11 protein-coding genes and 1 pseudogene are annotated in these 12537 nt (G+C 68.0%); 7 read left to right on the top strand and 5 right to left on the bottom strand.

Annotated elements, in window-relative coordinates:
• The coding region (locus tag GORHZ_RS09120; protein ID WP_006332307.1) for a TOTE conflict system archaeo-eukaryotic primase domain-containing protein at positions 1-746 on the bottom strand (746 nt) is incomplete at its 3' end.
• Positions 747-873: 127 nt separating this feature from the next.
• Here GORHZ_RS09120 and GORHZ_RS09115 point away from each other — a divergent pair.
• The 4 genes from GORHZ_RS09115 (at position 874) to GORHZ_RS29475 (ending at position 4878) form a co-directional block, all read left to right on the top strand.
• Positions 874-1353: a helix-turn-helix domain-containing protein gene (locus GORHZ_RS09115; protein ID WP_006332306.1), complete on the top strand. Its 480-nt coding sequence runs from the start codon at positions 874-876 to the stop codon at positions 1351-1353.
• Between the two features lie 193 nt (positions 1354-1546).
• Positions 1547-1903, top strand: a complete 357-nt coding sequence (locus GORHZ_RS32380) for a VapC50 family PIN domain-containing toxin (RefSeq protein ID WP_505677439.1) — start codon at positions 1547-1549, stop codon at positions 1901-1903.
• A gap of 402 nt (positions 1904-2305) precedes the next feature.
• Positions 2306-4318: a thioredoxin domain-containing protein gene (locus GORHZ_RS09105; protein WP_006332304.1), complete on the top strand. Its 2013-nt coding sequence runs from the start codon at positions 2306-2308 to the stop codon at positions 4316-4318.
• Positions 4315-4878: a GNAT family N-acetyltransferase gene (locus GORHZ_RS29475; protein WP_006332303.1), complete on the top strand. Its 564-nt coding sequence runs from the start codon at positions 4315-4317 to the stop codon at positions 4876-4878. The genes GORHZ_RS09105 and GORHZ_RS29475 overlap by 4 nt, the downstream gene beginning before the upstream one ends.
• Positions 4879-4896: 18 nt before the next feature.
• Here the strand turns inward: GORHZ_RS29475 and GORHZ_RS09095 are convergent, their stop codons facing one another.
• Positions 4897-5406, bottom strand: coding sequence for a helix-turn-helix domain-containing protein (locus GORHZ_RS09095; protein ID WP_157205120.1), 510 nt, complete (start codon positions 5404-5406; stop codon positions 4897-4899).
• 638 nt (positions 5407-6044) lie between these two features.
• Between GORHZ_RS09095 and GORHZ_RS09085 the strand changes: the two genes are divergently transcribed.
• The gene (locus tag GORHZ_RS09085) at positions 6045-7289 is read left to right on the top strand and encodes an HNH endonuclease signature motif containing protein (RefSeq protein WP_051998815.1); all 1245 of its coding nucleotides are present in this window, start codon (positions 6045-6047) and stop codon (positions 7287-7289) included.
• A gap of 243 nt (positions 7290-7532) precedes the next feature.
• On the opposite strand, the gene GORHZ_RS09080 is transcribed toward GORHZ_RS09085, so the two are convergent.
• Positions 7533-8183, bottom strand: coding sequence for a histidine phosphatase family protein (locus tag GORHZ_RS09080; RefSeq protein ID WP_006332300.1), 651 nt, complete (start codon positions 8181-8183; stop codon positions 7533-7535).
• A gap of 3 nt (positions 8184-8186) precedes the next feature.
• Positions 8187-10289: an ornithine--oxo-acid transaminase gene (rocD, locus tag GORHZ_RS31945; protein ID WP_083877234.1), complete on the bottom strand. Its 2103-nt coding sequence runs from the start codon at positions 10287-10289 to the stop codon at positions 8187-8189.
• Between the two features lie 97 nt (positions 10290-10386).
• Here rocD and GORHZ_RS09070 point away from each other — a divergent pair, with 97 nt between their 5' ends.
• Entirely contained in the window at positions 10387-10833 is a 447-nt protein-coding gene (locus GORHZ_RS09070; protein WP_006332298.1) for an Lrp/AsnC family transcriptional regulator, read from the top strand.
• Positions 10834-11090: 257 nt separating this feature from the next.
• The gene (locus GORHZ_RS09065; protein ID WP_006332297.1) at positions 11091-12161 is read left to right on the top strand and encodes a 3-deoxy-7-phosphoheptulonate synthase; all 1071 of its coding nucleotides are present in this window, start codon (positions 11091-11093) and stop codon (positions 12159-12161) included.
• A 202-nt stretch (positions 12162-12363) separates the two neighbouring features.
• Here the strand turns inward: GORHZ_RS09065 and GORHZ_RS31560 are convergent.
• Positions 12364-12537 (bottom strand): annotated as a pseudogene (locus GORHZ_RS31560) (alkaline phosphatase D family protein); the annotation flags it as partial.

Raw genomic sequence — 12537 nt, 5'->3', positions numbered from 1 at the left:
TCGAGAAACAGCGTGGTGCCGAGCTTCCGTGACTTACCCTGGAGCGGGGCAGCGATGAGGTTGCCGGGTCCTCGCCCAGGCAGCACGTCTTGCGAGGGGAAGAGCCGGTCGTAGCAGCGCAGGTCCATGCGGCCCCGGATCGCGATCGCCTCGCGGACCAAAGCGGTCCCGAGCTGGCGCGCCGTGGCTGCGGGTACGGGGCCGGTGAAGAAGATCCAGACGTGTGCGCCGATCCCGGACCGGGACACCTCGAGGGCGGCGGATGCGCCTGCGGCTCGTGCGGCCTTGAGGTAGGCGAGCGCGTCGAGCATGGCGGCATGTCCGTCAAAGTCGGCAGCGAGCCAGCAGGTCTGGTCACCGGGAAGCATCGGATAGAGACCGATGTGGACATCGCCGGTCAGATGCGCGGCGAGCACCTCGGGCGTCAGCGGTAAGTGTCGTATGTCGGAGGCTGGTCGATCCTTGCGCCAGCCGCCCTCGACGGCAGGCATCCACCCGGACTTGCCCGTGCGGGCGTTCTCCCAGCGCACGGCGTAGACGTCACGTCTTGCGCCGAAGAGTGCGGCGTAGAACTCGACCTTGGTCTGAGGGGACGACCGCGCGTCCACCGGACCCGGTGCCTTGTCGAACCACGCGGTCTGGGTGCCACGAGCAGGGCCGGCTTCTGCATCGGTCAGCTTGAGGAGCTTGCGCAGCCGCGCGTTCTCGCGCTTCAAGTCCTCGAGCTCGGCCTGCAGATCGCTCACGATGTCCATCCTGCCGGTCGGGCCACTGAAGCCGACCCAACGGCCGACCGCGCTCAGATCTTGCCTGGTCGGCGAGGGTCCTGAAGGGAGCCGTTGGTCTATTGCGTTTGCTTCGAATACTGCGAATATGGCGTCTGAGAAAGGGGACATCATGACCGCGTTGGCACTCACGCCCGTCCAGTCGGACGAGGCCGATATCAGCACCGCTGTCGAGGCGCTGCCTCACATCAAGCGCTACCTGGCCGCGCACGCCGACACCGTCATCCGGCTCGCCGTCGCCGACGACCCTCAGGAGACGCTCGCTGTTCCGCGTGGTGCCGTGGAACTCCTCGCCCGGGTGCTCGCGCACATGGCTGCGGGACACGGGGTGTCGGTCGTGCCCGCTCACGCCGAGCTGACCACCCAGCAGGCGGCGGAACTGCTCAACGTCAGCCGGCCGTTCCTCATCGGCCTGCTCGATGGAGGCGAGATCGAATACCGGAAGGTTGGTAAGCACCGGCGGATCAAGGCGCAGTCACTGATGGCCTACATGGCACGCGACGACCAGGAGCGCCGCGAGGCCGCCGACGAGCTGACCCGGCTCAACCAAGAGATGGGCCTGCTCTGAGGTGTCGTTTGTTGTCCTCTACGACGCCAACGTGCTCCACCCGAGCACGCTCTGAGACCTGCCGATCCGCGTCGCCCAGGTGGGACTGGTCCAGGCGAAGTGGACCGATCAGATCCTTGATGAGGTCTTCCGCAACCTCGCTGCCAACCGTCCCGACCTCGATCCGCTGAAGTTCGCACGCACACGTGAGCTCATGAACGGGGCGGTCCGTGACTGCCTTGTGACGGGCTACGAGTCCCTCGTCGACGCCCTCGACCTGCCGGACCCCGACGACCGCCACGTGCTCGCGGCTGCGATCAAAGCACGGGCTCAAGATCGTGACTCACAATCTGAAGGACTTCGCATCCATCGTGCTGGAGGGATGGGCCATGGAGGCGAAGTCGGCCGACGACTTCATCCTGGATCAGATCGACCTGAGCCGCGATGCGATCTACGGGCGGTGCAGCGGATCGCGGACTCCCGAGGGAATCCTCCGGCAACGTTCTCTGATGTCCTGGCAATGCTCGAACGTGACGGCCTCGTCGAGTCCGTCGCCGCCTTGCGCCCCTGATGGGTCAAGCCAGCGGCGGCACCAGCTCTCGGTCATTGAGCTGGTAGCCCTGGTCTTGCCCCAGCCGTCGCGAGCCATCAGCTCGCCCCCGCCGAGGAAGACGTGGCGGGGGTCGTCCATGGGTCTCAGACCGCCTTCGGCTTGCCGATGAGCGGCCGGGAGGCCAGCCGCTGCGAGCGGATGAGCGGCGCACCCGCCAGGGTTTCTGGCCGGCCCCGAGCCGTCGCTCCTTTCCCTGCATGAGGAGCGTCGACCGCTTGCGAGTCGCCATGTGCCGCCCCTCCTAGGCTGGGTAGAGCGGATCCCGAAAGATCGGATCGCCGACGCGGCTCGAATACGTATCACTAACGTGTATCACTGGACGATGAGTGATAAACGTGCCACTCGTCAGGAGTCACAGGAATGGCCAACCGGCTAGCCAACGCGACCAGCCCCTATCTGCTCCAACACGCCTCAAATCCGGTGGATTGGTGGGAGTGGGGACCTGAAGCCTTCGAGGAGGCCAGGCGTCGTGATACACCAGTCCTCCTCTCCGTCGGATACGCAGCGTGTCACTGGTGCCATGTCATGGCCCACGAGTCGTTCGAGGACGCGGCGACCGCCGCGGTAATGAACCGGGAGTTCGTCTGCGTCAAGGTCGATCGCGAGGAACGTCCCGACATCGACGCGATCTATATGAACGCGACCGTCGCGATGACCGGTCAGGGCGGCTGGCCGATGACGTGCTTTCTGACCCCGTCCGGCGAACCGTTCTACTGCGGGACCTATTTCCCGTCCTCGCCGCGCGGCGGGATGCCGTCGCTGACCCAGATCATGCTGGCGGTCGCCGAGGCCTGGACACAACGTCGCGACGAGGTCGACGCCATGGGGGCGCAGGTCCGCGAACACCTCACGGACCACACCGCGGCGCTGCCGAGCACCGAGGTCACCGTCGACGACGAACTGCTGGCCCACGCCGTGGCGTCCGCGCTGCACGACGAGGATCGCGTCGCCGGAGGGTTCGGTGGGGCCCCGAAGTTCCCGCCGTCGGCGTTGCTCGAAGGTCTCCTGCGATCCTGGGAGTCCACCGGTGACACGCGCGCCCTCGATGCCGTCGGCCGCACCTGCACCGCAATGGCCCGCGGCGGAATCTACGATCAACTGGCCGGCGGGTTCGCACGATATGCGGTCGACAACGACTGGGTGATACCGCATTTCGAGAAGATGCTCTACGACAACGCCCAGCTGCTCCGGGTGTACGGCCACCTCGCGCGTCGGACCGGCGATCGCCTCGCACTCCGGATCACCGAGGAGACCGTGCGGTTCCTCGACCGTGATCTGCGGGTGGCCGGCGGGTTCGCGTCGTCGTTGGATGCCGATGCCGACGGTGTCGAGGGATCGACATATGTGTGGTCGCCGTCGGAATTGCGCGAGGTCCTCGGCGACGACGACGGGCTCTGGGCGGCAGAGCTTTTCGGTGTGACGGCCACCGGCACCTTCGAACATGGGCGCTCCACGCTGCAGCTGAGGCGAGACCCCGACGACCCCGTGCGGTTCACATCGGTGGCCGTACGACTGCTGTCGGCGCGGGCGTCGCGTCCGCAACCGGCCCGCGACGACAAGGTGGTCACCGGGTGGAACGCCCTGGCGGTGACCGCGCTCGCCGAGGCGGGAGCCGGGCTGGGGCGTCCGGAGTGGATCGACCTCGGTGCGTCGTGCGCGCGCTCGCTGGTGGATCATCACATCGTCGACGGTCGGCTGCGCCGGTCGTCGTTGGGCGGCACCGTCGGCGCTCCGATGGCGGCCCTCGAGGATCACGCCGCACTCGTCACCGCGCTGCTGACCCTGCATCAGGTCACTGGCGAAACCTCCTGGCGCGATGAGGGATTGGCGTTGCTCGACTCGGCCGTCGAGGTGTTCGCCGATCCCGAGGCGCCGGGCACCTGGTTCGACGCGGTCGGCGACGGACTGATCGCCCGGCCGCGTGACCCGATCGACGGCGCGACACCGGCGGGTGCCTCGCTGATGACCGAGGCGCTGCTCATCGCCTCGGCGGTGGCGCCGTTCGGCCCTGCCACGCGCTACGCCGAGGTGCTCGAGCAAACCCTCACACGTTCGGCGGTGCTCCTCGCGAAGCTACCGCGCTCGGCCGGTCAGTGGCTGTCGGTGGCGCAGGCCTGGCTGTCGGGCCCGTTGCTCATCGCGGTTTCGCAGGTCCCGGGCAGTTCCGGCGAACTGGCCGCGCATGCTCGTGCGGTGGCGCCCGGCGGGGCGATGGTGATTGCCGGAGAACGGGATTCGCTGCCATCCCTGGAAGACCGCGGACCTGTCGACGGCGTCGACGCGGCCTACGTGTGCCGGGGCAGCGTCTGCGGGCTGCCGGTCACCACGGCCGAGGCGCTCGACGCGTTCCTGGCTGCGGATACGGCGACATGACCCCGGCGGAGATGTCCGGGGATGGTGACCGAGTGTTTCGGTTGCGCCGGGCCGTTGTTTCGGATGCCTTGCCGTTCAGCGAGTTACGTGCCCGGGTCGTGGACGAGGGTCGCTTCCTCGGTGCCGAACCGCCGCTCGACGTCGCCCGGTCTGCCGAGCAGTTCACGCAGCTGATGGCCGATGGGGATTCGCGTACGGTGGTCGCGGTCGATCGCTCGGACCGGATCGTCGGCGCGATCAGCATGTTTCCCGGTGTGCCCGGCGTCGTGACCTTCGGGATGTTCGTCGCGCCCGAATGTCGTCGGCAGGGGATCGGCGCCGCGCTGGTGGGTGCGGTCATCGACTGGGCGCGGGGGCGCGGAGCGCACAAGGTGATCCTGGAGGTGTGGCCGCACAACACTGCGGCGATCGAGCTCTACACCTCCTGCGGATTCGTCCCGGAGGGCTTGCGGCGGCGGCACTATCGGCGTCGCAACGGTGAGCTGTGGGACATCATGGAAATGGCGCTGCTCCTGGAGGAGGATGCACCGGTGACTCCGGGGTCCGGCGACTCGTCCTGACGGAGTCGTCCTGTCCACTCAACCGATCTCGTCGAGGGCCGATCGGAGCACCGCGCCGGCGTTGTCGCGCATGATCGATCGGGCATCTGTGGGCGGTACGGAGGCGATGTCGATGAGCCAGATCCAGGCCTCGATACCGACCACGGCTCGAAGCCGGATCGCGGTCTGACGAACGCGCTCCGCTGGCCATGCCGGGGTGAGGACCGTCAGCGCGTCCTCGAACCATCCGATGGCCCGTCCGCCACGCAGCGGCGCCGGGCCGGCACCGGACCGCAGCGTCGATCCCAGTGCCGCGCGCAGCTGCGGTTCCCATTTCTCGATGTCGAGCTGAAGATCGACGACGACGCGCACGCGATCGGTCACGGCGGACGGCCCGTCGTCGTCGGAGAAGTGGGGCCTGTCGGCGATCTCCGGATAGGCGGCCCGGATCAACGCATCCTGGTCGGGGAAGTACCGATACGCGGTGGCGCGGGAGATCCCCGCCGCACGCGCCACCTCGTCTGTGGATGGAGCGGCGGTGCTCTTCATCAGCTCGTGGAGCGCTGCGACCAGGGCTTCTCGGGTTCGGCGCTTCTGGCGGACTCGACCGCTCGACTCGTAGGGCACCTCGGGCCCCGGCAGAGATCCTGTCGACGATCCCGCTCGCGCACTTCCGGCGCCGGCTCACCGTGGATGACCGGCAAGCCGAGGTCGAGCTGGAGCCATTCGCGGTGCGGTGGCTTGATGCTCAACGTCACCGGGGCGAGAACGTCGGGGACACGCCGAGTCACGCGCTGTTCGTGGAACTGAAGACCGGTTCGTCGGCACCATCGTCGACCGAGCCGCTCGGCCCGGCGTAGCTGTCGCCGCTCCCGGTCAGCGCGGTCGTCGCCGCCGCGCAGGGGATTGCAGTGGGGCATCGGGTCCGGGCCCCGCGCGTGTGCCTCGACCCGGACCGGCATCAGCGGCCGTGACCATCGGCGGTGAGCTCGGCGTCGCCCACCCGAACGCGATCGATTCGCGGGGCCTTCCGCAGTATCCTGACCACACGCAATGCCTTCGCCTTCGGGGTTTGGTCTTCGCAGACAAGATCCTATGAGGGACAAGGTGTTACGGGTTTCATTCTGGCCTGTGGATAACCCACCAAAGCGTCGTAATTCGCACAGGTGTTCGACTACCATGGGGGCATGCCGATCGATACCCTGCTCCCCACCGTCCGTGACCTGACCATCACCTCCGACGCCACCGGCCGTGAGGTGTTCGACACCACCAAGCTCCTGATGGGCCTGCGGAACGTGGTCGACCACCAACTCGCCGTACACGCCGGCGCCCTGGACCGGTTGGGCGTGGCCCGTCAGACCGGTGGCAAGACGCGTGCCCTGTTGATCGAGATGGGTGCCGCACCCACGGTGGCGGACCGGTGGCTGCGGATTGCGGCCGCGTTGACCACCCTGGAACTGATCGCGGCGTATTCCGGCGATGGGGTCTTCTCCGGGGAACACATCGACGCCCTGGTCCGCGGCATGGGCCATATCGAGAAACGCGCCCCGGAACCGTTGAGCGAGGTCTCACGCATCGAACACCAGCTGGCGTTGATCGCCCAGGCGTTTGCCGGGGCCACCCCGCGCGAGGTGCTCGACACCGCCCGCAGCATCGGCAACCAGATCGCCGACGAGCAGGGTGGTGTGCCGGCCGGTGAGGACCGGACGATCAACGAGTGGTCGACCAAGCCCACCGACGACGGCCGGTTGGAGGTGCAGGCGAACCTGGACATCGTGATCGGGGAGAAACTGGTGTCGGCGATCGAATCCCTGTCGCAGAAACGCCCTGAACCCGACGGGTCCGAGGATGCCCGCAGCGCCGGGCAGCGCCGCGCGGATGCGTTGGAGATGATCCTGGATGCCGCCGCCCGCGCCGCCGAGTCGGGGGTGACCGATCTGGTGGCGGCCCCGAAAACGCAGTTGAATCTGACCGTTCCGGCCGATACCCCGGATGCGGCGGCGTTGCAGTGGCTGGGGCCGATCTCGCAGACCCTGGCGAAAACGCTGTCCTGTGACGCGACGGTGACCGCGATCATCGTCGACGGCGAGAAGGTGCCGTTGGACATGGGACACCCGCAGCGCCTGTTCACTCATCATCAACGCAGGGCGTTGATCGTCCGTGACCAGTGTTGTGTGAAATGCGGTGCGGCAGCAGGATATACGCAGTTTCATCATCTGCACCATTGGGCTGATGGGGGTCCCACCGACCTGGACAACGGCTGCCTGTTGTGCACCTCGTGTCACGCCCAGATCCACGCCTCGGGCTGGGACATCATCATGGGCGCCGACCGGCATCCCTGGCTGCTCCCACCGGTGGAACAGGACCCGGCCCGCACCCCGATACCGGCCTATAACCGCCGAACCATGCGCCTCGACGGCGTCGCCGCCTGACCTGAGGCCCTGGCCCAAAGCCTGACCCCGAGCACGACCCAGAAGAACCGACCGGCAGCACGGCCTGACCGAGAACGTCGGACCAGCACCACGACCTGACCCGACCAGCCCAGACCACCCGGGAACTCCCCGGACGCACGTTCCTTGAAAACTCCATAGTGTGAACAGCGGCGCACTCCGTGTGTCCGCCGGATCTCGGTCCGGCGGGCGCGCCGGGGTCGACTCGAACCCGTCGCTCTCAGCTCAGATGGATGCGTGGGTCGCCGCTGCACCCTCGGGGCCGACCAGCGTGGACAGCCGCCGATCGGTGCCGAGGACGATGAGCAACGCCGCACCGGCGGGACGGAGGTCGATGTCGGCGCCCTGATGGATCGGCCAGCCCAGGAAGCGGCAGACGAACGAGCGTGAGAAGTGTCCGTGCGACACCACGATCACGTCGGACGTCGCAAGCCGGCGCTCGACGCGATCGACCGCCGAATCGACCCGTGAGGTCATCTGCTCCACCGACTCGCCGTGCGGGGCACCCGAGGTCCACACGGCCCACTGCGGATCGTGATCGGCATGGATCTGGGCGCGCGTGAGACCCTCGTAGTCGCCGTAGTCCCACTCCGCGAAGGCCGGGTCGACCTCGTCGACGTCGAGGCCGGCGAGTTCCGCGGTCCGTTGGGCGCGTCGTCGGGGAGAGGCGAAGACGTAGGGCTCGACGAGGCCGAGTCGTTCGGCGATCCCGACCAGCGCGCGGGCGTCCTGTTCGCCGCGGGGCGTGAGGGCGATGTCGGTGCGCCCGGTGTGGCGATCGGTCAGCGACCACTCGGTCTGTCCGTGGCGGATGAGCAGCACACGGCTGGTGCGCTTGTGCTCCGAGGGCGTGGTCGAGGTCTCGTCAGCGGTCACAACTCACGAGCGTAACGCCTCGGCCAACCTCTCCACGGCCCAATCGATCTCGTCGTCGGTGATCACCAGGGGCGGCGCGAGGCGAAGCGTCGACCCGTGGGTGTCCTTCGCCAGGACCCCGAGATCGGCGAGCCGCAGGCAGACGTCCTTGCCGGTACCGAGGGCCGGGTCGACGTCGATGCCGGCCCACAGGCCGAGGCCGCGTACCGCGAGCACACCGTGTCCGACGAGATCACGCAGTCGGGCGTGCATTCGTTCGCCCGCCTCGGCGGCCCGGGCCTGCCAGGTGCCGTCGGCGAGCATGTCCACCACGGTGTGCCCGACGGCGGCGGCCAGCGGATTACCGCCGAACGTCGACCCGTGCTGACCCGGGTGGAGGACGCCGAGGATGTCGTGGTTCGCGACGACCGCGGACACCGGCAGGATGCCGCCGCCCAGGGCTTTGCCGAGTGTGTATACGTCGGGTTCGACATCCCAGTGCTGGACCGCGAAGGTCTTGCCGGTGCGGCCGAGCCCCGACTGGATCTCGTCGGCGATCATCAGCACGTTGCGTTCGGTGCAGAGCGTGCGTACACCCGGCAGGTAGTCGTCGGGCGGCACGATGATCCCGGACTCACCCTGAATGGGTTCGACGAGGACCGCGACGGTATCGGCGTCCATCGCCTCGGCCATCGCCCCGACGTCGCCGTAGGGGACCCGGACGAAACCGGGTGTGAACGGCCCGAATCCGGTGCGGGCGTCCGGGTCGTCGCTGAAACTGACGATGCTGATCGTGCGGCCGTGGAAATTTCCGCCCGCGACGATGACCTTGGCCTGCCCGTCCGGCACGCCCTTCACGTCGTAGCCCCATTTGCGGGCCACCTTGATCGCCGACTCGACCGCCTCGGCGCCGGTGTTCATCGGCAGCACCATGTCCTTAGCGCACAACGCCGACAGCGCCGCGCAGAACGGCTCGAGCCGGTCGGACCGGAACGCCCGGCTGGTCAGGGTCACTCGGTTGAGCTGTTCGTGGGCGGCCGCGACGATGCGCGGATGCCGGTGGCCGAAGTTGACCGCGGAGTACGCGCCGAGGCAGTCGAGGTAGCGTCGGCCGTCGCCGTCGGTGATCCAGGCGCCCTCAGCCGTCGCCGCGGTGACCGGCAGCGGCGAATAGTTGTGTGCGACATGCGGTTCGGCAGTGGGCTGCGCGGCATCGTCGGTGGTAGTGGTGCCTCCCATGAATCCGGCCTCCATCCCGGTGGCCACGCCGATGGGGTCACCGTTCGACAGACGCAATTCTAGTGTGCAGCACTTGATGCCACCGCCACCCTTGAGCAGTTCGGAGAGGTCGACACACACCGTTTCGTACCCCGCCGCGCGCAGCTCGTTCGTCAGGTGCGGGGCGGCATCGGTCATCACGATGTGCCGGCCATCGGAAACCAGGTTCAGGCCGAGCACCGCGGCGTCCTCGTCGCTCGCGATGATGGCGTTCGGGAACAGGTCGGCGAGCAGCGCGCGCGATGCCGGGCCGAAGGCGGGCGGGTAGTAGGCGATGTTCGTGTCGTCGAGAACGCCGAGTGCGGTGTCGAGATGGTAGTAGCGCGGATCGACGAGCTCGAGCGTGATGACCGGGAGCCCGGTGAGGGTCGCGACCTCGGCGTGCGTGTCGCGATGGGTGCGGAAGCCGGTTCCGGCAAGGATGACATCGCCCACGACGAGGAAGTCGCCCTCGCCCTCCTGGATGCCGTCGGTGCGGTGCACGGGGCCGAATCCCGAGGTGTGCAACCACTCCGCGTAGTGGTCGCCCTCGGGTTCGCGCTCCGGGTACGCGAAGCGGGCGGCGATGGTCGTGCCGCCCACGCTGAGTCCACCGTTGGCGGCGTAGACCATGTCGGGCAGTCCCGGCTGGGGGTCGACGACGTGCACGGTGTGGCCGAGCGATTCGAAGACCTCGCGGAGGGCGAGCCACTGGGTGAGAGCGCGGTCGGTGTCGACCGGCACGGTCGGGTCCATCCATGGATTGATCACGTAGTCGACGGTGAAGTGGACCGGCGGGGTCATCGCGTAGGACCGCGGACGTGGTGTGCGTGCCGAGGTCGACACGGCCGAGGGGCTCGTCATCGTCATAGATCGAGGGTATTCTCGGCGCAAATTGCAATCAATCGACGTCTGTTGCTCATTTGTGTAATGAATCGTCGCACCGAATAAGGAAGGTGCTCATTCGTTGCGTCACCTCGATGATCTCGATCAGAAGGTGCTCGCCTGCCTGGCCCGCGACGCCCGGGCGACCTACGCGCAGATCGGGGACGAGGTGGGTTTGTCTGCACCGGCGGTGAAACGCCGCGTGGATCGGCTGCTCGACGACGGGGTGATCAGGGGATTCACCACGGTGATCGATCCGCACGCGATGCAGTGGACCACCGAGGCCTACGTCGAGGTCTACTGCCGCGGCAACATCTCACCCGAGGACCTCAAGGCCGCCTGGGAATCGATCCCCGAAGTGGTCAGCGCGGCGACGGTCACCGGTCAGGCCGACGCCATCCTGCGGCTCATGGCCCGCGACGTGCGCCACCTCGAACAGGCCCTGGAACGGATCCGGCAGGCCGGTCCGGTGGACAAGACCGAATCGATCATCGTGCTCAGCGAGCTGATCGACCGGGGCCACCCGTGACCGCAGGGAATTGGTGCTCACTGGGCGGCGTGTTAGCCTGACTGCCGTGATGACCACCGCACGCGTCTATTGGCGCTTTATCGAGGCTCCGGGTGGGGCCACGATGAAGCGCTGACCAGCCGCGCGCACCAAACACCCGGAGCCCGAGCAGTGACCAGAAGGTCGCTGCTCTTGTCATTTCAAGGGCCTCCGGGATCTCACCCGAGCATCCGGGGCCGCCCACCGAGACGACAGGGCCGAACCCCGAAAGGCACGACGTGACCACCATCCCCGATCTGACCGCCGAATCCACCTCGGACCGTCGGATCAAGTCCTTCCGCGCGATCCCGTCGCCGGACACGATTCGCAACGAGCTGCCGTTGACCCAGCGTCGCGCGCTCGCGGTGCAGTCCGACCGCGATCAGATCGCCGACATTCTGGCCGGCCGTGACGATCGTCTGCTCGTCGTCGTCGGGCCGTGCTCGGTCCACGACCCGATCGCCGCCCTCGACTACGCACGACGCCTGGCACCGCTGGCCGTCGAATACGCCGACCGGCTGAAGATCGTCATGCGGGTCTACTTCGAGAAGCCGCGCACCACCGTCGGGTGGAAGGGGCTGATCAACGATCCGGGGATGGACGGGACCTTCGACGTCGAGCGGGGCCTGCGGACCGCGCGTTCGCTCCTGCTCGACATCATCGATCTGGGTCTGCCGGTCGGTTGCGAGTTCCTCGAGCCGACCAGCCCCCAGTACATCGCCGACGCGGTCGCGTGGGGTGCGATCGGGGCCCGGACCACCGAGTCCCAGGTGCACCGCCAGTTGGCGTCGGGCCTGTCCATGCCGATCGGGTTCAAGAACGGCACCGACGGCAACGTGCAGGTCGCCGTCGACGGTGTCAAGGCCGCGGCCGCACAGCACGTCTTCTTCGGCGTCGACGACTTCGGCCACGGCGCCGTCGTGGAGACCGCCGGCAACGAGGACTGCCACGTCATCCTGCGTGGTGGTACCACCGGACCGAACCACGACGCCGCATCGGTCGACGCAGCCGTCGCTGCGCTGGCCAAGGCATCGCTGCCGGCGCGGGTCATGATCGACTGCTCACACGCGAACTCCGGCAAGGATCATGTCCGGCAGTCCGAGGTGGCCGCCGAAATCGCCGCCGACATCCGTTCGACGCGGGAGGCCGGACGCCCGTCGCAGATCAGCGGCGTGATGCTGGAGAGCTTCATCGAGGCGGGTGCGCAGTCGCCCGACGCCCGGCCGCTGACCTACGGGCAGTCGGTGACCGACAAGTGCATGGGCTGGGAGGTCAGCGCGTCGGTGCTCGCGACGCTCGCGCGCAGCTGATCCACTCGTCGAGCGTGCCCACCGCACCGTCGAGCGTGCGCACCGCACCGTTGAGCGTGCACGCCGCACCCGTCGAGCGTGCGCGCGGCACCGTCGAGCGTGCGCACTCGGGGCGTGGGCCTGCCGGTCGACGCGGGAGTGCGCACGGTCGACGCGGGAGTGCGCACGGTCGACGGGAGGGGTACGCAGAGGATCGGCGCCGTCACACGACGTTGATCTCGGGCCGTCGGTCGGGGATGGTGACGAGTGCCCGTCGGTGCAGCGTGTCGGACGGGGAGCCGATCGAGTCGGCGACCCGGAACTCGGCCTCCCAACGGTCGGTCCCCACGCGGTTGAGAACGTAACCGCGCTGGGCATTGCCGAACCGCACATGCGG

This window comes from Gordonia rhizosphera NBRC 16068, assembly GCF_000298195.1.
In the GTDB taxonomy this organism is placed as follows: domain Bacteria; phylum Actinomycetota; class Actinomycetes; order Mycobacteriales; family Mycobacteriaceae; genus Gordonia; species Gordonia rhizosphera.
Note: the sequence above shows the minus strand (reverse complement) of the source record. Positions and strands in the feature narration are given on the sequence as shown.